This window comes from Spirillospora sp. NPDC047418, from assembly GCF_040643275.1.
Lineage (GTDB): Bacteria > Actinomycetota > Actinomycetes > Streptosporangiales > Streptosporangiaceae > Spirillospora.
Genome location: NZ_JBEYTW010000025.1, coordinates 19,963 through 39,593 on the forward strand (window position 1 = coordinate 19,963; position 19,631 = coordinate 39,593).

Genomic DNA, 19,631 nt, shown 5'->3' on the forward strand with positions numbered 1-19,631 from the left:
TCCGGGTTCGGGCGGGTGCCATGCTACGCGTCCGGGCCGACAAGTTCCGGTGGTTCGCGGGGAACGGGGGCCGGTGGTTCAGTGCATCACATCCCGCTTCACCTGGGGCTCTCTCGCGCCGTGTGTCCCATCGCGAACGGCAGTCCCGCGGGTCCCGATCGTGTGCAGACTACATAGGTTAAAGTGAGGAGTTCGCAGCGTCCGGCTTCCGACACGCGAACGGAGACCTTGCATGGCGACGGAGACCCCTGCCACGGGACGGCCCGCCGAGCCGGACGCACCGGCGCCGCCCGGGCCGCAGGGAGATCCCGCCCTCACCGACATCGCGATGGCGCTGTTCCATCTGCGCCGCGTGTGGGCCAAGCCCGACCTCATGCGGCGGATCCGCGCCCAGACCTCCGCCGGGGCGGACGGACGGCCGCTGCAGTTGTCGAACCTCATGGTGGTGAACGCCGTCGCCGCCCTCACGGCCGCCGCCGAGAGGCCGGAGTGCGCGGCCCGTCCCTGCGAGGTCACGGTCGGCGCCGTCGCGGAACGGCTGGAGATCGACCCGTCCACGGCGAGCCGGCTGGTCGGCCACGCCATCGACGCCGGGCTGGTGTCGCGCCGCCCGTCCCCCGTCGACGCGCGCCGCGCCAACCTCGGGCTGACCGAGGCCGGGCTGCGCGTCAAGCGGGTCGCCGACCGCTCCCGCCGCGCCTACCTCGACGCCCTCATGGGCGGCTGGACGGCGGACGAGCGCGCCCAGTTCGCCCACCTGCTCACCCGCTTCGCCGACGCCGCCACCCACGCGCCGGAGTACTCGGACGGCATCGGCCGGATCTTCGAAGAAGCCGCCGCCGACTGACCCGGCCCGCGGCGGAGGCGAGGCGGGGTACGGCGGAGGCGAAGCGGCGTGCGGCCGCCGCACGTCGTGGCAGGAGCCTCCGCGCGCGCCGCTGCCCCCGGCCGGAGTCGAGAGCGGTCTCCGAGCCGAGGGCGGCCGCCCGGGGCGGGCGCGGTGGTGCGCGGCCCTGGTGAGCCCCTGCCGGGGGACGGCGGTCAGTCGCCGTTGCGGAGGGTGGACAGGCGCATCAGGTACTCGTCCTCGTCGATCTCGCCCCGGGCGAAGCGCTCGGCGAGGAGCGACCGCGCCCCGGCCATCGGGTCGGCCGCCGCAGCCGCGGCCGCCGTGGAACCCGTGGTCATGCGGCGGCGGATCAGATAGAACACCGTTCCCAGCACGGCCAGCCAGAACAGGCCGAACGTGATCGGGAAGACCGGCCAGAAGGCGGGCGCGTCCCCGTCCTGCCAGCCGCCGGGGTGCATCGCCGCGGCCTGTGCCGCCAACGTCGTCAACATGGTTCATCGACCCTTCCTGTGTGCGGATACGTCGATGCTCGGCGACGGGTACGGGGTGCCGCGTCGGCCGGCCGGAGGCACTCGCCCTACGCCCGGCGGAGTACCGCGCTCACCACCAGGGCGGCCGGTAGTCCTCGTCCTCGGCGGGGCGCGGATCCCGGGAACCGGGCCCGTACGGGGGTTCGGCGTCGCCGGGATCGGACGGCGGGACGGCGGGGAACGCCCCCGTCGCCTGCTCGTCCACGGGGAGTACGGGCGGGGGCGGCACGTCGTCCGGCGGTTCGGTGGATACCGCGGGGAGCGGATCGGTCGCTCCCGGGTCCGCCAGGGCGCCGCGCCGGAACGCCTCCCAGTCGGCGTCGTCGAGGGTGGGCTCGTCGTCGTCCGCGGCGGCGTCCAGGTCGGCGGCGGCGTTCAGGTCGGCGGCGTGGCGGCCGTTGGCGTGGCGGCCGTTGCCATGGCCGTGCCCGTTGGCGAGCCCGTTGCCGGATGCGTGCCCGTTCGACGCGAACTCGCCCGGGACGAACGGACGCAACTCGTGCGACATCATCGGGGGCTGTTTCGGCTCGATGGGCGGCGGCAGCGGCTCGCCGCCGGGGGACGCCCACGGTTCGGGGCCGCCCCAGGACGAAGGCTCACGGGGCGGGCCGTCCCGATGCGACGGGTCCGGCGGTGGTGCGGCGCTCCAGTGGGCGTCGGCATGCGGGACGGAATCGAAGGGCGGACCCTGGTACGCCTGCGTGTTCTGCCACAGCGGCACGCTGACCGGCGCCCACCCCGGCTCCCCGTCGGACTGCCCGGGGGCGGCCGCGGCAGGCCCCGGCACAGGAGGCCCCGGCACAGCGGAGCCCGGCGCGGCGGGCCCCGGCACCACGGGGGCGGGTTCGCGCGCGGCGGCGGGGGCGGGCGGCAGCCCGTACTCGGGAACGTCCTCGGTCTCCTCGATGTCGTCCTCGGGGCGGCGCCGCTGCCGCCAGCCGAGCACGAGCCCGAGGACGACGAGCAGCCCGCCGCCGCCGAGGACGAGCGGGAGCAGGACCCCGGCGTCCCGTTCGGGCAGCGCGGTGACCGGCGTCGGCGTGGGCGAGGGCGCGGGCGGCTGCGTCTCCACCGGCCCGCTGGACGTCTTGTTGATCTTGTGTGCGGCGTAGAGGGTGCGCAGCGCGTCGACCGTCCCGCGGCAGGCGGCGGAGCCGGTCGGGTGGCCGCGGCGGGCCGGGGAGCCCTGGATGAGCGCCTGCCGCACCTCGGCCGGGGTGAGCCTCGGATAGCGCGAGCGGACCAGCGCGGCGACCCCCGCGACCATCGCCGACGACGCGCTCGTGCCCGTCCCGACGACGTAGCCGTTGCTGGCGTCGGCGCTGACGATGTCGACGCCGGGGGCGCAGACGGCGGCGTGCGAGCGGCGGTTGCTGTCCTTCCAGAGGCGCAGCCGGCGGTCGAGCGCGCCGACGGCGATCACGCCCGGGTAGGAGGCGGGGAAGTTCTCCCGGTTGGCGCCGGACCCGTCGTTGCCGGCGGAGGCGATCAGCACGACGCCCTTGCCGAGCGCGTACTTGATCGCGCTCTCCTGGGACTTGGTGCCGGTGTAGAACTGGCGGCCGCCGCCGAGCGACATGTTGATGATGCCGGCGCCGTGGTCGACGGCGTAGCGGATGCCCTGGGCGACCGCGTCGTGCTCGCCGGTGTCGCCGTTCTGCTGCCCGTTGTCGCGCCGCAGCGGGTCGTCGTTCTCCAGCGTGACGCGCACGGACAGGACGTGGCTGAGCGGCGCGACGCCCATCATCCCCTGCGACAGCCCGGGGCCGTGGCCGTGCCCGGAGATGATGCTGGCCATCGACGTCCCGTGCAGGCCCCAGTAGCGGGTGCCGGGGGACCGGACGCCGCCGGTGAGGTCGGGCCCGCCGACCACGTGCCCGGTGAGGTCGGGATGGTTCGCGTCGACACCGGTGTCGAGGACGGCGACGGTGACGCCGCGCCCCTTGGTGTACTTCCACGCCTTCTGCGCGTGCAGGACCTTCAGGTGCCATTCGCGGGACCGGATCTGGTCGGCCCGCGCGTTGACCAGCGCCCCGGCCGCCGCCCCGCGGACGGCCTGCTGCCGCGCCGGGCCGTCCCCGCCGGAGACCATCGCCACCGGCACGGCCACCGCGGCGCCGAGCGTGACGACGGTCAGGACCGCGGTCGCCCGGGCGCCGAGCCGGTGCGGGGACAGAGTCGGTCGGGTCGGTCGGGATCGCCCCTGACGGCGTCGACCGGCTTCGGACACGCCGCCGCACCTCCCTCCGGCCACCGCCGCGCTCCACGGCGGGTGACATTCTGCCATGACGACCGCGCCCCGGCCCCGGCACTCGGCACATTCGGGCAGGCCCGGGACACTGTGGATCTTTCCCCCGCCCTTCCCCGCCAGGCGCTCTGTACTCGCGGGTAACCGCCGGGTGGACGAATGTTAACCCGCCCACACCCGCGCGCGTCAGCCCGGCGCCCGGTGCCCGGCGCTCCGCGAGACCCGCGTCAGTGCGCGCCGGCGCCCGTGAGCGCCCGGACCGACAGGTCGTCATAGCGTTCGGTGTCGGACTTGTCGCGTCCGAGGAACGTCCCGGCGACCGCGCACGCGAACCCGATGGGGATCGACACGAGACCCGGGTTCTCCAGCGGGAACAGGTGGAAGTCGACACCCGCCGGGAACAGCGACAGGCTGTCGCCGGTCACCGGGTCGGCCTTCCCCGACACGATCGGCGAGAAGAACACGAGCACCAGCGCGCTCGCCAGCCCGCCGTAGATCCCGGCGACGACCCCGGCGGAGTTGAACCGCCGCCAGAACAGCGACAGCACGATCGCCGGGACGTTCGCCGACGCCGCCATCGCGAACGCCAGCGCCACCAGGAACGCCACGTTCAGGTTCCGCGCCACCACTGCGAGGACGATCGCGAGCGTGCCGACGAGGAACGACGCGAACCGCGCGACCGCCACCTCCTGCGACTCGCGCGGCCGGCCGAGCATCAGCACCTGCCCGAAGTAGTCGTGCGCGAGCGACGCCGACGACGCCAGCACGAGGCCCGACACGACCGCGAGGATCGTCGCGAACGCCACCGCGCCGATGAACGCCAGCAGGACGTCCCCGCCGAGGCGCCCGCCGATGTGCTCCCCCACGGCCTGCGCGAGCTGGGGCGCCGCCGTGTTGCCGGACGGGTCCTGCGCGACGATCGCCTGCCGTCCGACGAGGGCCGCCGCGCCGAAGCCGAGCGCGAGCGTCATCAGGTAGAAGACGCCGACGAGGCCGATCGCCCAGGACACCGACCTGCGGGCGGCGCGGCCGTCGGGGACGGCGAAGAACCGGCTGACGATGTGCGGGAGCCCGGCGGTGCCGAGGACCAGCGCGAGCGCCAGGCTGATGAAGTCCAGCTTGTTCACGATCGTCTGGTACGCGTCGCCGGGGACGTCCCGCCCGTAGCGCTCGCCGGGGCGCAGGAACGCCTCGCCCCGCCCGCTCGCGTCGGCCGCCGACCCGAGCAGCGAGCTGACGTCGAACCCGAACCTGCCGAGGACGAGCACGGTCAGCACGACGGCGCCCGCCATCAGCAGCACCGACTTGATGATCTGCACCCAGGTGGTCGCCTTCATCCCGCCGAACGCCACGTAGAAGATCATCAGCGCGCCCACCGCGACGATCGTGACGGTCTTCGCGGTGCCGGCGTCCATGCCGAGGAACCGCTCGCCACGGTGGATGCCGAGCAGCAGCGACACCAGCGCGCCGGCGCCGACCATCTGCGCGAGCAGGTAGAACACCGACACCGTCACGGTCGACACGGCCGCGGCCCGCCGCACCGGCGCCTGCCGCCGGACCCGCCGCGCGAGGACGTCCCCCATCGTGAACCGGCCCGCGTTGCGCACCATCTCGACCAGCAGCAGCGCGAGCAGCCACGCCACCAGGAAGCCGATCGAGTACAGGAACCCGTCGTAGCCGTTCAGCGCGATGATCCCCGCGATGCCGAGGAAGGACGCGGCCGACATGTAGTCGCCGGCGAGCGCGACCCCGTTCTGCGCGCCGGAGAACGTCCGGCCGCCCGCGTAGAAGTCGTCGGCGCCCCGCGTGTTCGCCCGCGCCCAGATCGTGATCCCGAGCGTGATCAGGATGAACACGACGAACAGCCCGAACGTCAGCGTCCGCCCGCTCACCGCAGCTCACCGGCCAGCGGGTCCAGGCGCCGCCGCGCGTAGGCCGCGTACCCGGCGGCGAGCGCGAACGTCGAGACGAACTGCAGCAGGCCGAGCAGCAGCGCCACGTTGACGTGCCCGACGACCGTCCGCGCCATGAAGCCGCGGGCGAACGCGGACAACCCGACATAGACGAAATACCACCCGAGAAACACCCCGGCGACCACCGCGGCCGCGCGCCGGAACCTCCTCCTGAGCAGCAGGAACCTCTCGTACTCCGCCACCGGCGCAAGTCCCCCGACCATCTGGCCTCCCCCTGACCGGACGTGACTCTCCGCATTGATCCGAGCGCACTATGAGATCAAAGATTCACGTACGACAAGACCCGTTTTGCGAGATGCATACGCAAGCCCCTGCCCGACGCTCTGCTCGGGGCCCTAGTCGGTCTCGACCTCGATCGCCTGGATCACCTGCTGGTGGAAGCGGTCGACGGCGACGTCGACGCTGCGCACGAAGCCCGCCTCGTCCGTCCCCCGCCGGGCGCCCATGCCGGTGGACAGCGTCAGCCGGAACGAGGTGATCTCGCCCCCGGACACGAGCAGCCCCGGCTCGCTCCGCAGGTTCTTCAGCAGGTCGCACGGGCCCTCGTCGCACCCGTCCGCCAGCGCCTCCACGCGCAGCTCCGGCGGCGCGTCCGCCAGTTGCCGCAGCAGCCACTGCACCCGGGTCAGCGCGCGGGCCCGGACGGCCGCCGGGATCGCCACACTCGTCTCGATCTGCCCGGTCCGCAGATCGGCCTCGACCCGGACCGGCCCGCCGGCGTCCGGCATCCGGATCTCGGCGCCCATCCGCCCCGCCTCCAGCAGCGACGCCACGACCTCCGCGCGCCGGGCGGCGGCGTCCGAGGAGCGCCTGCGCCGCGTCACCGGCGCGACGTTCAGCCCGGTCTCCCCGCTCAGCCGCAGGCACAGCTGCCGGACGAGCTTCTCCCAGCTCTCCGCGACCCGCTCCACGTGCCGGTCGCCGGGACGCAGCGTGCCCGCCGTGATCGCGTTGCGCATCGGCACCCACGACGCGCCCATGTCCTGGAACCCCTGGCATCCGGCGTTGTCGTGCCGCAGGTAGTGCAGCAGTTCGCCGAGCATCCACGCGTGGACGGGGCTGGCGAGCCCGTGGTGGTGGCACAGCATGTGGGCCTCATGGGCGACCTCCGCCCAGGACAGGTGCCGCAGCGCGACCTTGCGCAGCCGCCTCTTGTCGACCGTCAGCGGGTGCTCGCCGTCCAGCGCCAGGTCGTTGGACAGCGTGATCACGGTCTCGTAGCCGTTCCGCGCGGCGACCTCCAGGTACGCCTCGACCTGGTCGGACTTCAGCGGGCTGCCGCCGGTCTTGGTCTCGACCAGCGCCGTCCAGATCCGGCCGGCCCGCGCGACGCGGATGGCCCCGTCCGGGCGGACCTTGGTGTCGCCGTGCTTGAAGGACGTCTCCACGAACGTCTGGACGGTGCCGGCCGGCGCGCCGAACCGCGCCGTGAGCCGCCGCCCGAACTCCGGAACCTGCGCCATCACCGCCAGCAGCGTCGACGTCGCCCGCGCTTCGCGCTCGTGCTCGTTGCGGAGCCCGGCCACGGGGAACAGCCGCGAGCTCTGCCAGGACGGGTGGTCGGCGAGGTCCGCTTTGGGCGCCTTCGGCAGCGTGCTGCGCTTCTTCGCGGTGCGGACGCGCGCGGGCCGCCGCTTCCCGGCGTCCTTCTCGGATGGGGTCGCCTCCTCGGCTACCGGTGGGCTCTGCCGCTTCGCGGTGGCCTCGCCGTTCTCGGCGTTCTCGGCGGCCGCGCGGTCGGCGGGCGTCTCGTCGGCGTCGGCATCGGCGGCACCGTCGGTGTCGCTGTCGCCGTCCTCGACGTTGATGCCGAAGTCGCCTGCCAGCCCGGCGAGCCCGGACTCGTATCCCTGCCCGACCGCCCGGAACTTCCAGCCGTCACCCCGCCGGTACAGCTCGCCGAACACGAACGCGGTCTCCGTCCCGGCGTCGCCGATGTCGAAGCCGAGCAGCGCCGCGCCGGTGCTGTCGTAGAGCGTCAGGCCGAGATCGTCGAGATCGCCGAAGGTGGCCCCGGCGTACCGGCTGGCCGTCACGACGACCCGCTCGACGTCCGCCGGGAGCGCCGCGAGGTCCAGCATGATGCGGTCCTCGCTGCCGCCGCCGGTCGGCGTCTTGCCCAGCAGCTGGACGGACCCGTCCTGGTTGGCCGGCTGGTTGTAGAAGACGAAGTCGCCGTCGTCGCGAACCTTGCCGGAGCCTGCGACCAGCAGGGCCGCGACGTCCGCCTCCCCGCTGCCGGACGGGTCGGCCCACCGCAGGGCCACGGTGACCGGCCCCTTCGCCTCGGTCAGGCTCGCCAGCTCGGCGTTGGCCCCCTTGAGCATGTTCTGCACGCGCCACTCCCCGTATCGACCGGACTTGCGTCGTCGGCCACCGCGATGACCATCGCGGCCGGGAGCGGGCCGGGGCCGAGCATTCCACCGCAGCGGGGGTGATCGGTCGTCCGCACGAAGATATGGCGGGGTCCGGCCACGGAACGTGAAGTCGCTGACACGCGGCCACGGTCGGTGCTAGCCCCGCTCCACAGGGTGGGGGCGGGCGATGGGTCAGCGGGGCATGCGGCGTTGCTTGCGGCGGGCTTGGAGGCTGGCGACGAGGGCGACGCCGAGCATCGCGAGGCCGACCTGGAAGACGAGTTCGATCCAGTCGATGCCCGAGGTGGTCCGCACGCCGATGATCTGCGCGATCCCGGTCCCGATGATCGCCGCGATGATGCCGACGATCACGGTGAGAATGACGCCGATCGGCTGGCGGCCGGGCAGCAGCAGCCGGCCCACCGCCCCGATGATCGCTCCGATGATGATCGCCGAGATGATCCCCGTAATGTTCATGCCGCCCCTGTGCCCACTCAGGATGGCCTCTCACCTGCGCTGATCACCTGCGCTGACTCTTCCGTGGCGGGCGGATGCCGCCGTCCCGGCGCGCCGTGGCGGCTCATTTTAGTCACGAATCTTGATTATCAGGTTCCGTGACCATAGTGTGTGAGGCACGAAGCCGGCACCCATGTGGGGCCCGCCCTCCGGAAGGACAGGACCATGAACGCCACCGCCTTCGGCACCGAGCCGCTGACCGCCGACGCCACCGGACCGGCGGACGCCCGCGCCGCGATCCTCGCCTCCCGCGACCGGGGCTGCCGCTGACCGTGCGGGCCACCGGGCACGGCACGGTCGTCCCGCCGGACGAGGGGCTGCTGCTGACGACGTCGCGCATGTCCGGCGTGCTCGTCGATCCGTCCCGCCGCGTCGCCCGCGTCGGCGCCGGCGCCCGCTGGAGCGACGTCATCGCCGCTGCCGCGCCGCTCGGGCTCGCGCCGCTGTCCGGGTCGCACGCGTCCGTCGGCGTCACCGGCTACACCCTCGGCGGCGGGGTCGGATGGCTGGCCCGCCGGTACGGGTTCGCCGCCGACCACCTGCTGCGCGTGCGGATCGTCACCGCCGACGGCCGGTACCTGACCGCCGACGCCGACCGGCACCCCGACCTGTTCTGGGCGCTGCGGGGCGGCAGCGGCAACTTCGGCGTCGTGACGTCGCTGGAGTTCCGGCTCCACCCGGTCTCGGCGGTCTACGGCGGGATCGCGCTGTTCCCGGTCGAGCGGGCCGCCCGCATCCTCGCCCGATTCCGGGACGAGGCGGACACGCGTCCCGATGCGCTGTCGGTCTCGGTGGCGCTGACCGACCACGCCGTCCACGGCCGGGTCGTCGCCGTCCGCGCGGTCTACGCGGGCCCGGCCGCGGGCGGCGTCCGGGCGCTGCGGTCACTGCGCGAGGCCGGCGGGCCTCCGCTCCGGGACGATTTCCGGACGATGCCGTACGCCGGGACCGAGTCGCTGGGCAGTACCGCGCCGCACCATTTCCACCTTCACGCCGATCTTCCCGACGCGCTGATCGCCGCGATCGCCGGCAGCCGCGCGTCCGGCATCGAGGTGCGGCACTGGGGCGGCGCGATGGCCCGTCCGGCGGCGGACGCGGGCCCCGTCGGGCACAGGGGCGTTCCGTTCTCGCTCACCGTCGACGGCTCCGACGCCGACGACGCCGCCTTCCTGCCGTACGCGACCGGCGGTTCGTTCCTGAACTTCCTGCACGACCCGGCCAGGACGGCCACCGCCTACACCCCGGCGGACTTCCGGCGGCTCCGCGAGGTCAAGCGCGCCTACGACCCGCAGAACGTGTTCCACCGCAACCACAACATCCCGCCCGCCTGAGATGCGAGGAAACGGGCTCGGGCTCGGACTCGGGCTCGGGATCGGGGTCGTCACGCTCGGCGGGAGACCCGCATGGGAACGGCCCCGGCCGGCCGGTACGTGATCTCCGCCCGCCACGGCACGCTCACTCCGGGGGCGAGGTCCAGCCGATGGGTGCGGCTGATGGTCGCGAGGACCAGCGTCGCCTCCAGCATCGCGAATCCGGCGCCGACGCAGATCCGCCTGCCGCCCCCGAACGGCAGGTACGAATACCGGGGACGCTGCTGCTCCCCCATGAACCGTTCCGGCTGGAAGCCCTCCGGATTGGGCCAGATCTCCGCGTTCCGGTGAATCAGATAGGGCGGGACGGCAATGGTCGACCCGGCCGGCACATGCACACCCGCGATGTCATCGCCTTCGACCGCGTCGCGCTCGATCGTCCAGGCCGGCGGGTAAAGGCGCATGGCCTCCGAAAGGACGGCCTTCGTCCACGGCAGGTCATCGACGTCCTCGGCCTTCGGCTCCCGGCCGCCGAGGACCTCGTCCACCTCGTTCTCCAGCCGGTCCCTGGCCGCCGGGTATCTGGACAGCAGCATCAGCGTCCAGGCCAGCGAAGCGGCGGTGGTCTCGTGCCCGGCGAGCAGGAGCGTCAGGACCTCGTCCCGGAGTTCCTCGGCATCGAGTTCGCCGCGTTCCTTGAGCAGATTGAGCATTTCCCCGCCGGACGATCCCTCGACGACGCGCCGCACCAGCCCGTCCAGATGCGTGAGCGCGCCCCCGAGTCCCGGCACGCGCCGGTAGATCTCCCTTTTCGCCGTCGCCCCCGGCAGGAACGTGCCGATCACGGCGCCCCTTTGCAGGGCCTCCAGCGCCCGCCCGGTCCGGCCCGCCTCCCCGGCCAGCGCACTTCCGAAAAGCGCCCGCCCGACGATGTCCAGCGTGAGTTTCCGCAATTCCCCGGCGGCGTCGAGCGTCACTCCGTCGGGCCACCGCTCGACGCCCTGGACGGCCGTCTCCACCATCTGCGGCGCGAAACCGACGACGTGCCGCTGCGAGAAGGCGGGCTGCACCAGCCGCCGATGCCGCCGCCACGTCTCGCCCTCACTGGTGAGCAGACCGTCCCCGAGAACGGCCCGCAACGGCCGGTACGTGAACGCCTTCACATAGTTGTCCTGGTTGGCCACCAGGACCCGTTCGGCGTGCTCGGGGCGCGACAGCAGATAGAACGCCCGCCGCCTCCCGAACGGCACCCGCACCGCGTCCCCGTACCGGGTCGCGAGCCCCACATACGTCCCCAGCGGACTCCGGGCCATCCGCCCCCACCACCGGAAGGCTTCAGCTTTCCCGGGTCCGGCAACACCCAACGCACCCATATCCCCACCGTAAAACGCTCCCGCCGATCCCCATTTCCGGGGCCACCTCCGGCCACCGGATCCGCGCGCTACGGGCGCAGGCGGTAGCCGGTACCTCGCACGGTCTCGAAGCGGCCGGCGCCGAGTTTGCGCCGCAGATAGCGGACGTAGACGTCCACGACATTCGAGCCGGGGTCGAAGTCGAAGCCCCACACGTGCGCCAGTAGTTGCTCCCGCGTCAGCACCTGGTCGGGGTTGCGGCAGAACATCTCGGCGAGCGCGAACTCGCGCGAGGTCAGTTCGACCGTCCGCCCGGGGACGTGGGCGCGCCTGGTTCGCAGATCCAGGGCGAGGTCGCCGACCCGCAGCAGCGTCGGCTCGGGGATCCGGTCGGCGCGCAGCCGCAGCCGCACCCGGGCGAGCAGTTCCTCGAACGCGAACGGCTTGGGGATGTAGTCGTCGGCGCCCCCCTCCAGGCCGGCGACGGTGTCGGCCACACTGTCGCGGGCGGTGAGGATGATGACGGGCAGCGCGACGCGTTGCTCGCGGAGCCGGCGCAGCACGGTGAACCCGTCCCGCAGCGGCAGCCCGATGTCCAGGATCATCAGGTCGAACGCGCCGCCGCGGGCCTGCTCGCAGGCGGTGACGCCGTCGGCGGCGACGGCCGTGCCGAACCCGGCCGCGCCCAGGCCCTTCTCCAGGAAGGACGTGATGCGCGGCTCGTCCTCGGCGATCAGGATCCGGCTCATGCGTCCTCCTTGACGGCGGGCACCGCGGCGGCGTCGGCCGGCCACAGCGGCAGTTCCAGGACGAACCGGGCACCACCGCCGGGCGGGTGCTCGACTGCCGCGCGCCCGCCGTGCGCGCGGGCGATCGAGGCGACGATCGCCAGCCCGAGCCCCGCGCCATCCGTCGGCCGCGGCCCCGGACCGGCGCGGACGAACCGGTCGAAGATGCGCCCGGCGTCCGCCTCGGCGACGCCCGGCCCGGTGTCGCGCACCGACAGCACGACCGTGGAGCCGCGCACCGCCGAACCGATCTCGATGGTGTCGTCCTCGCCGGTGTGCCGGACGGCGTTCGCCGCGAGCTGCATGAGCGCCTGCGTGAGCCGCTGCCGGTCGGCGACCATCCGCACCTCCGCCACGTCGCCGACCCGCCACCGCCGGGCGGCCATCCCGCGCGCCTTGGCGACCGTCTCGACCGTGAGGTCGGCCAGGTCCACCTCGCCCGGCGCGAGGAAGTCGGGGCGTTCGGCCTTGGCCAGGACCAGCAGGTCCTCGACGATGCGGCTCATCCGGCCGAGCTCGTCCAGGAGAAGCTCCCGCGTCTCGGCCCGTTCTCCGGGGTCGTCGCCCATCAGCTCCAGATGCCCGCGGATGACGGTGAGCGGCGTCCGCAGCTCGTGCCCCGCGTCGTCCACGAACCGGCGCTGCGTCGCGAACGCCGCCTCCAGCCGGTCGAGCATCACGTTGAAGGTGGCGGCCAGCGCGGCGACGTCGTCGTTGCCGCGCACCTCCAGCCGCCGCGTCAGGTCGGACCCGCCGATCCGCTCGGCGGCCTGCCGCACCAGCCGGACCGGCGCCAGCACCCGCCCCGCGATCAGCCAGCCCGCCAGCCCGGCGGCGGCGAGCGCACCGAACGCCGTGATCCCGAGCACCCGCGTCGTCTCGACGACCTCATCCTCCTGCAGGTCGCGGAACTGCACCACGACCAGGGCGCCGCGCGCCGGATCACCGGCCACCCGGACGGGCAGGACCGCGTACCGGACACGCCCCGCCGCACTGTCCGCCCACCCATGGGACGGACGGCCGGCGCGCGCGACCCGCGCGACGAAGGCCGCGTCATGGTCGAGCCGGGCGGGCGGCGGGTACGGGCTGCGGCGGTCCGCGCGGCCGTTCACGATGCTGAAGAAGGACTCGTGGCCGTCCGGCAGGTTCTGCGCGAGGTATGCGGTGAGCAGCGTCCGGACGTCCCGCACCGGACGCCCGGTCGCCGGGTCGACGCCGCTCTGGGCGTACTCGCGGAGCTTCGCGGCCTCGTGGCCCAGTTCCTCGTTGACCCGCTCGTCCAGCCGCGCCGACAGCACCGACCAGGTCGCGAAGACCGACCCGCCCAGTGCGAGCGCGACCAGCAGCAGCATCCAGCCGACGATGCGGGCCCGGGCGCTGACACCGTGCGCCTCAGTCGTCGTCGGCATCGCCGTCATCGACGTCGTCATCGTCATCGCTGCCCGGCGGAAGCGGCGCCGGCACGGGCCGAGCCTTCTGCCTGGGCACCGGACTCGCCGCCTCGGACGGCGTCCTGGAGTGCGACTCGACCGGCGGCGAAACCCGCACGATGTCGCCGAGCCGCGGAGGGTCACTTGTCTGGGCGCGGGCGAACCCGGCGGCGAGGCCGAGAGTGACCAGAGCCGCCGTCCCCACACCGGCGATCGCCGCACGGGTGGCCATGCGCCCACTATCTCCCGCCGCCCCGCCTCCCGCGACGCGTCGCGGATGAGAACCCTCTCATCCGGATGAGAAGGCCCTCACCCTGGCCTCACCGCCGCCTCATCGACCGGCGAGAGTCTCTCGATCACACGACCGAAGGAGGGCACCGTGCGCGACGACATCGTCTACGGCCTGGCCACCGACCTGGTGGCGATCACGGCACTGGCGCACCTGATCTACTTCCGGCGGCACCGCAGACGCGACCTCCAACTCGCCTACGTGGCGGTCAACGTCGGCGTCTTCACCGTCGTATCGCTCCTCCTGCTCCAGCGCGCGGACCTCGCGATCGGCTTCGGACTGTTCGGCGTGCTGTCGATCATCCGCCTACGCTCCAGCGCCCTCACCCAGGAGGAGGTCGGCTATTACTTCGTCGCCCTGGCCCTCGGCCTGGTCAACGGCCTGGCCGCCCAGGTCCCGTCGGTGACGCTCACACTGAACATCGTCCTGCTGACGGTCATGTACGCCGCAGACCATCCTCGCCTCCTGGCCCGCACCCAGCACCGCCTCATCACACTGGACGTGGTGCACGGCGACGACGGAGCCCTGCGCGCCGACCTGGAGAACCGGCTCGGCGGCACCGTCCTGCGGCAGACGGTGACCGAGGTCGACTACGTCCGGGACGTCATGGTGGTGGACGTCCGCTACCGCCGTGGAGAACACCAGCGGCTCACCACCCGGAGCCTCCGATGACCACCCCACTGGCGGCACTTCCCGCGGTCGACCTGACCGAGGTACTGGCCCGCTCCACTCTGCAACTCCGCCTAGACCGCAAGTACCTGGTGCCCTCCCTGCTACTCCCGCGCCTCCTGGAGGCGATGGCCGGTACCTACGCGGCCCTCGAAATCGACGGCCTCCGCACGTTCCGCTACACCTCGACCTACTTCGACACCCCCGACCTCCTCACCTACCGGCAGCACCTGCAGGACAGGCGCCGCCGCTTCAAAATCCGCACCCGGACGTACCTGGACAGCGGCGAGTGCACCTTCGAGGTGAAACTGAGCGGCACCCGAGACTCGACCGACAAACGCCGCATGCCCTACGACCCCGCCAACCGCACCGAACTGACCCCGTCCGCGCACGACTTCCTGTGGCAGACCCTCCTATCGGCCTACCGGATGAACCCCCCATCGCCCCTGACCCCAACAGCGACGACGTCCTACAACCGCACCACACTCGTCCAACGCCAAGGCACAGGCCGCGTAACCCTGGACACGGCCCTGGTCTGCACCGCCCAAGCCACCAGCATCGAAGCAGACCAAGCGTGGGTCCTGCTCGAATCCAAGTCCGAGACCCCCGACGCCCCAGCAGACCGCCTACTACGCCACCTGGGCCAACGCCCGACCAAGCTCAGCAAGTACTGCCTGGCGATAGCCGCCCTCTACCCGGGCACAACATCCAACCCCTGGCACCGCCCCCTACGCCGCTACTTCACCCCCACGGGGCCCTGAGCGCGACTCCCACGAAGTCGACTACGATGCGGAACGAGCCCGCCGGCGTAGCTCAATTGGCAGAGCATCTGTCTTGTAAACAGAAGGTTAGGGGTTCAAGTCCCCTCGCCGGCTCCCAGCTCAAAGCCCCCTTGCGATCACGGAAGGGGGCTGTTTGCTAACAGGTACAGCAACAAAGTGTAGCTACGACGACTTACCGTCGCTGCCGTCCCCCACCTGCCGCAGGTGATCCCCGAGCCGTTTGAGCGCCGCCCTGGTCTGTTCTAGGGGTACCTCGGTGTAGATCTCCATGGTCAGGCTTATCTTGCTGTGCCGGAGAATCTGCATGGCGACACAAGGGTGGATGTCGAGCCCGGCCAGGAGCTTGTCGGACGTGTGCCGGGTGTCGTGAACCCGGATGACCTTGCCCCCAAGCAGCGGCACACCGCGACTCGAAAGCCCGGTTTGACGTTGCGCGGCTCGACCCGACGGCCCACCGGGAGGGCGTCGAGAGTGAGCCGGAACCGCCGCCGGTTGCGGGTGAGCTTGCAGCCCGAGGCGGCGTGATGCCACGTCAGATAGACCAGCAGCAGCCCGGAGCGGGAAGCCGATGCCGTACCAGAACTAGGCCGGGTGAGACCGGCGCCAGTCCCAGAGCCCGGCCGCCGCAGCGGCCGGGGCCTCCGAGCACCAGGGCGAAGTCAGTCATGACCAGTCCGCCGCCGTTCAGGCCACGCCCACCGCAGCGGACGAGTCGGAAGACGAGGAAACCAGACGTACTTAGTGTGTTAACCTTCTAAGTATGCGCAGCCCGCTATGAACACTAAGAGAGGAACTGCGATGGCGATCACGCAACCGGCGTATGCACGGGTCGCGGACGTCCTGCGAGACCGCATCAGCCGAGGCGAGTACGAGCCGGGCGGCCTGTTGCCGAGTCAGCGAGACCTACGCGAAGAGTTCGACATCTCGACCACGACCGCGAAGGCCGCGATCGCGCAATTGGAGAAGGAGGGGCTCGTCTACTCCCAGCAGGGCAAGGGCGTCTTCGTCCAGACGACGCGGGAGCTGTTGCGGTACACCGCCGACAGGTACGGGCAGGGCCGCCCCGCGAACCTCATCGAGGAGGAGGCCGGACACTACGCCTACGACGTCCGGGCCGAGCACCGACAGGTCCAGGTAGACCCCGGCATCGCCGAGCGCCTCGCCATCGAGCCCGGCGACCGGGTGAGCGAAGCCGTCTACACGTGGAACCACGACGGCGAGACGGTCATGATCAGCACCCAGTGGGAGCCCCTGGCGATCACCGGCGGAACCGAGATCGAGACGCCCGCCGCCGGCGAACGCGGACAGCCCGACGTGATCACTCGGTTCGCGTCGATCGGGTTCAATGTCACCGACGTCCAGGAGGACATCCGTACCCGCATGCCCACCCCCGACGAGGCGCACCGCCTCAAGATCAACGCAGGCGTGCCCGTGTTCCACATCCAGCGCACGCACTTCGCGGGGACCATTCCCCTTGAGACGGCCGAGATCATCATGCGCGGTGACCGGTTCGTTCTCCGCAACCAGCAGGCCATCCACCACACGAAGTAGAGCCCGCTCCGGGGAGGAGCACACTCCGACGACGTGGACGCGTCACAGCCCGCCCCGGAGGCGTTCCCCGAACCCGGACGGTTCGGGGATGTGACGAGTCCCTGCGCGCCCGGCGGTCAACGCGAATGGCGCGACGCAGCGTCCGCCCTGATAACCACACTGGACAAGCGTGGCCTCGCCGCAATGGCATAGGGTCCCCGCACCGTCCTGGCCGTGCAGCTCAGCGGAGAGCGCGACGCGCGCCTACCCATGCCCTGCGCTGACCGAAGCCCTGGCCGAGGTCGAGCGCATCATTTGGCAGCGCCTCAACAAGGCGACCTGGACGACCGGCCCACAGCATAAACGGCCCTGAGCACCAGCCGAACTGAGAGTTGCGTGCACCTGGGCCGCTGTGAGCCGGAAGTTGTCGCCCTGTCGAGTCTCCGGCCCTAGCTCCGATGTTCGGGATAAGGGACGTCTTTGCAGGGACATGGCTGCGCGACCCGGTCACACCCGGCATGGTTCTTTGCACGGCAGTTATCGCAGACCTGATTAGTCGACATGATTTATCCGTACCCGAGCCTTCTTAAGTCGAGGCCCAAGCTTCGGAAGGTCTCCTTTTACTGCGAGAGAGACCGGGTTGTGAGTACGGATGGCGTCTAGGCGTTGGCGTATGAAGTTGTCTTGGTGCCTGGCCCATGTGTCGGTCTTTGTGGGGTGGGTGCTCTGGTCGGGGTGCTTGCGGTAGAGCCAGGTCACGGAGGGGTCTTGGTAGCCGTCGAAGACTTCGCTGAGTGCGATGAAGAGGGCTACGTCTTGCGCACGAGGGAGAGCGCCCCAGCCGCCGAACGCGCGGATTAGGTCGGTGGGCGCGACCAGGCCGGCGCAGGCCGCTTGGCATAGGCCAGTCTGTTCGTATAGATGGCCGATGGTTCCGGCCGGGACCAGGCCGCAGGGGTAGGCGAGTGGATAGGGCACGCGGCGCCCGTCGATCAGGTCGTCCGCTTGGCCGATCGTCCAGCCGATGCCGGGGTTTTCGGCGAAGGCGGGGATCAGGGTTGCGAGGCCATTGGGGAGAAGGACGTCGTCGTAGTCGAGTACCGCGACCAGTTCGCCGCGTGCGCGGCTCAGTGCGAAGTTCCGTGTCGTTCCGGTGCCGAGTTGGGCGCCGTTCGCCTCATAGAGTGCGCCGGGGCAAAGGTCACGGGCCGCGGGTTTCTCGCCGTCCTCCTGGACGAGCCACTCAAGTTCCCAGCCGGACGGGAGGCGTTGCGCGGCCACGCCGGCAGCGGCTTGCCGCAGGTAGTCGGGTATCGGGTCGCGTACGGCGGTGATGATCGAGATCAGCGGCATGTCACCTCTCCTGACGGACGCCGGCCCGGACATCCGGCCCTGAATCCTCACATAGTCCGAGGCGGGGGGAGGGAGAGGGCGTCGCCTACAGTGCTCAGATGGACGTGAGCGCGATGCTGGGGCAGTACGCCTATCCCGAGACGACGCCGTGGCTGCGGGCGAACATGATCACGACGCTTGACGGCGGGATCCAGTACCGAGGCAACACGAGCGCGCTCGGGTATGAGGGCGACTGGACTCTCATGCAGCACCTCCGGACGTTGGCCGACGTAGTGATCATGGGAGCGACGACCGTCCGGGAGTACGGGACGTATCCGCCCGCCGCGCCGAAGCTGGCGATTGTGTCGCGGAGTCTTCGACTCGACTTCGACGGACCGCTGTTCGTCGAGGCGCCCACACCGCCGATCGTCATCACCTGCGACGCTGCGCCGGCCGACCGGCTGCGCGAGGCCGAGAGACGCGCGGAGGTCATGGTGTGCGGTGCCGAGTCCGCGGACATGGGCGGGGCGCTGCAGAAGTTGGCGGAGCAGGGTTACACGCGCCAGCTCTGCGAGGGGGGCCCGGTCGTCCTCGCCGAGGTTGCCGCCGCGGGTTGGTTGCATGAGCTTTGTCTGACGTTGAGCCCGGTCGTCACCGCCGGCGACGCCGCGCGAATCTTGGACGGCCCGGTTATGGACATGCAGAGCATGGAGCTTTGCCACACGCTGCAGGACGGAAATTACGTGTACCTGCGCTACCGCATGGCGCAGCCCTAGATAACGTTGTGGCGCATGTAGGCGGGAGGGCGCCAGCCGAGAATGCTCTCGACCATGTTCACCGCCTGCCGTGCCTCTTCGACATCATGGACGCGCACGATGCGGGCACCGCTCAGGATGGAGACAACGAGGGTGGCAATCGTGCCCTCTATGCGGTCCTCTTGCTCTCGCTTCAGTGTCTCGCCGATGAAGTCCTTATTGGAGACGGCCACTAGCAGCGGGTAGCCGATTTGAGCAATCTCCGGCAGTCGGCGCGTCAGTTCGAGTGAATGGCGGGTGTTCTTGTTCAGGTCGTGGCCGGGATCGATGATGATCCGGTCAGCGGGTACGCCTCGCTTCTCTGCCAGGGTGACTCGCTGACGGAGGAACTCGGCGACCTCAGAGACCACGTCGTCATACTGCGGACGAGGGTAGGGAGTCCGCGGGTCTGCAAGGCTGTGCGTGATGATGAGGCCGGCGCCGGCCTCTGCCACCGCGTCGGCGAGCGCCGGGTCATGCAGGCCGCTCGTGTTGTTCAGTACGTCGGCGCCAGCGGCGAAGGCGGCGCGGGCCACCTCCGGACGGTACGTTTCAACGGAGATGACCGCGTCCGTGCGGGACCGGGCGCCCTCGATGACGGGCACCACACGGTCTATCTCTTCTTCAATGCTGACCGGAGGGCCCGGAGCAAACGGAACCCCTCCTATGTCAAGCCAGTCGGCATCCTTAGTTAGCGCCTTCTCAACAGCGGCGAGCGCTTTATCCAACGCGAACGTACGGCCGCGATCATGGAATGAGTCGGGGGTACGGTTGATTATCGCCATGACAGCGACTTGCCGGGAGAAATCAAACGTACGTTGCCCGATCGTCCGCTGTGGACTGATGATCTCGGGATAGTAGATCGAGTTTCTTTCGGTCAC

General features: G+C 71.2%; 18 protein-coding genes, 1 tRNA gene and 1 pseudogene. 7 read left to right on the forward strand and 13 right to left on the reverse strand.

Annotated elements, in window-relative coordinates; all coding sequences use genetic code 11:
* Nucleotides 1-232 precede the first annotated feature (232 nt).
* On the forward strand, nucleotides 233-847 hold the full coding sequence (locus ABZ806_RS17880) for a MarR family winged helix-turn-helix transcriptional regulator (protein ID WP_500218403.1): 615 nt from the start codon (nucleotides 233-235) through the stop codon (nucleotides 845-847).
* Between the two features lie 194 nt (nucleotides 848-1,041).
* Here the strand turns inward: ABZ806_RS17880 and ABZ806_RS17885 are convergent, their stop codons facing one another.
* From ABZ806_RS17885 to ABZ806_RS17910, 6 genes and pseudogenes are all read right to left on the reverse strand, one after another.
* Nucleotides 1,042-1,341 carry an SHOCT domain-containing protein gene (locus tag ABZ806_RS17885; protein ID WP_500218404.1) on the reverse strand — a complete coding sequence of 100 codons (300 nt, stop codon included), beginning with the start codon at nucleotides 1,339-1,341 and terminating at the stop codon, nucleotides 1,042-1,044.
* Nucleotides 1,342-1,450: 109 nt separating this feature from the next.
* A complete protein-coding gene (locus ABZ806_RS17890; RefSeq protein ID WP_500218405.1) occupies nucleotides 1,451-3,610 on the reverse strand; it encodes a S8 family peptidase in 2,160 nt (719 codons plus the stop codon).
* 245 nt (nucleotides 3,611-3,855) lie between these two features.
* On the reverse strand, nucleotides 3,856-5,520 hold the full coding sequence (locus ABZ806_RS17895; protein WP_500218406.1) for a monocarboxylic acid transporter: 1,665 nt from the start codon (nucleotides 5,518-5,520) through the stop codon (nucleotides 3,856-3,858).
* Nucleotides 5,517-5,804, reverse strand: coding sequence for a DUF485 domain-containing protein (locus ABZ806_RS17900; RefSeq protein WP_500218407.1), 288 nt, complete (start codon nucleotides 5,802-5,804; stop codon nucleotides 5,517-5,519). Before ABZ806_RS17900 ends, ABZ806_RS17895 begins: the two co-directional genes overlap by 4 nt.
* A gap of 1,596 nt (nucleotides 5,805-7,400) precedes the next feature.
* Nucleotides 7,401-7,928: pseudogene (locus ABZ806_RS17905) on the reverse strand (TerD family protein); the annotation flags it as partial.
* Nucleotides 7,929-8,150: 222 nt separating this feature from the next.
* Nucleotides 8,151-8,435 carry a GlsB/YeaQ/YmgE family stress response membrane protein gene (locus ABZ806_RS17910; protein WP_500218408.1) on the reverse strand — a complete coding sequence of 95 codons (285 nt, stop codon included), beginning with the start codon at nucleotides 8,433-8,435 and terminating at the stop codon, nucleotides 8,151-8,153.
* A 311-nt stretch (nucleotides 8,436-8,746) separates the two neighbouring features.
* On the opposite strand from ABZ806_RS17910, the gene ABZ806_RS17915 reads away from it, so the two are divergent.
* Nucleotides 8,747-9,805 carry an FAD-binding oxidoreductase gene (locus ABZ806_RS17915; protein ID WP_500218409.1) on the forward strand — a complete coding sequence of 353 codons (1,059 nt, stop codon included), beginning with the start codon at nucleotides 8,747-8,749 and terminating at the stop codon, nucleotides 9,803-9,805.
* Between the two features lie 50 nt (nucleotides 9,806-9,855).
* Here ABZ806_RS17915 and ABZ806_RS17920 read toward each other — a convergent pair whose 3' ends face one another.
* The 4 genes from ABZ806_RS17920 to ABZ806_RS17935 form a co-directional block, all read right to left on the reverse strand.
* Nucleotides 9,856-11,097: a cytochrome P450 gene (locus tag ABZ806_RS17920; RefSeq protein ID WP_500218410.1), complete on the reverse strand. Its 1,242-nt coding sequence runs from the start codon at nucleotides 11,095-11,097 to the stop codon at nucleotides 9,856-9,858.
* 128 nt (nucleotides 11,098-11,225) lie between these two features.
* The gene (locus ABZ806_RS17925) at nucleotides 11,226-11,885 is read right to left on the reverse strand and encodes a response regulator transcription factor (protein ID WP_500218411.1); all 660 of its coding nucleotides are present in this window, start codon (nucleotides 11,883-11,885) and stop codon (nucleotides 11,226-11,228) included.
* Nucleotides 11,882-13,333 (reverse strand): sensor histidine kinase, encoded by a 1,452-nt coding sequence (locus ABZ806_RS17930; protein WP_500218412.1) that lies wholly within the window; start codon nucleotides 13,331-13,333, stop codon nucleotides 11,882-11,884. Before ABZ806_RS17930 ends, ABZ806_RS17925 begins: the two co-directional genes overlap by 4 nt.
* A complete protein-coding gene (locus ABZ806_RS17935) occupies nucleotides 13,317-13,586 on the reverse strand; it encodes a hypothetical protein (protein ID WP_500218413.1) in 270 nt (89 codons plus the stop codon). Before ABZ806_RS17935 ends, ABZ806_RS17930 begins: the two co-directional genes overlap by 17 nt.
* Nucleotides 13,587-13,733: 147 nt before the next feature.
* Here ABZ806_RS17935 and ABZ806_RS17940 point away from each other — a divergent pair, with 147 nt between their 5' ends.
* From ABZ806_RS17940 to ABZ806_RS17950, 3 genes are all read left to right on the forward strand, one after another.
* Entirely contained in the window at nucleotides 13,734-14,315 is a 582-nt protein-coding gene (locus ABZ806_RS17940) for a DUF4956 domain-containing protein (protein ID WP_500218414.1), read from the forward strand.
* A complete protein-coding gene (locus ABZ806_RS17945; RefSeq protein ID WP_500218415.1) occupies nucleotides 14,312-15,073 on the forward strand; it encodes a polyphosphate polymerase domain-containing protein in 762 nt (253 codons plus the stop codon). Before ABZ806_RS17940 ends, ABZ806_RS17945 begins: the two co-directional genes overlap by 4 nt.
* A gap of 41 nt (nucleotides 15,074-15,114) precedes the next feature.
* A tRNA-Thr gene (locus tag ABZ806_RS17950) sits at nucleotides 15,115-15,187 on the forward strand.
* A gap of 69 nt (nucleotides 15,188-15,256) precedes the next feature.
* Here the strand turns inward: ABZ806_RS17950 and ABZ806_RS17955 are convergent.
* Nucleotides 15,257-15,496 (reverse strand): hypothetical protein, encoded by a 240-nt coding sequence (locus ABZ806_RS17955; protein ID WP_500218416.1) that lies wholly within the window; start codon nucleotides 15,494-15,496, stop codon nucleotides 15,257-15,259.
* A gap of 396 nt (nucleotides 15,497-15,892) precedes the next feature.
* Here ABZ806_RS17955 and ABZ806_RS17960 point away from each other — a divergent pair, with 396 nt between their 5' ends.
* A complete protein-coding gene (locus ABZ806_RS17960) occupies nucleotides 15,893-16,645 on the forward strand; it encodes a GntR family transcriptional regulator (RefSeq protein ID WP_500218417.1) in 753 nt (250 codons plus the stop codon).
* 531 nt (nucleotides 16,646-17,176) lie between these two features.
* On the opposite strand, the gene ABZ806_RS17965 is transcribed toward ABZ806_RS17960, so the two are convergent.
* Nucleotides 17,177-17,977 (reverse strand): glycosyltransferase, encoded by an 801-nt coding sequence (locus ABZ806_RS17965; protein ID WP_500218418.1) that lies wholly within the window; start codon nucleotides 17,975-17,977, stop codon nucleotides 17,177-17,179.
* Nucleotides 17,978-18,075: 98 nt separating this feature from the next.
* Here ABZ806_RS17965 and ABZ806_RS17970 point away from each other — a divergent pair, with 98 nt between their 5' ends.
* The gene (locus ABZ806_RS17970) at nucleotides 18,076-18,732 is read left to right on the forward strand and encodes a dihydrofolate reductase family protein (protein ID WP_500218419.1); all 657 of its coding nucleotides are present in this window, start codon (nucleotides 18,076-18,078) and stop codon (nucleotides 18,730-18,732) included.
* On the opposite strand, the gene folP is transcribed toward ABZ806_RS17970, so the two are convergent.
* Nucleotides 18,729-19,631 (reverse strand): dihydropteroate synthase, encoded by a 903-nt coding sequence (gene folP / locus ABZ806_RS17975; RefSeq protein ID WP_500218420.1) that lies wholly within the window; start codon nucleotides 19,629-19,631, stop codon nucleotides 18,729-18,731. The two genes, ABZ806_RS17970 and folP, sit on opposite strands and share 4 nt — an antisense overlap.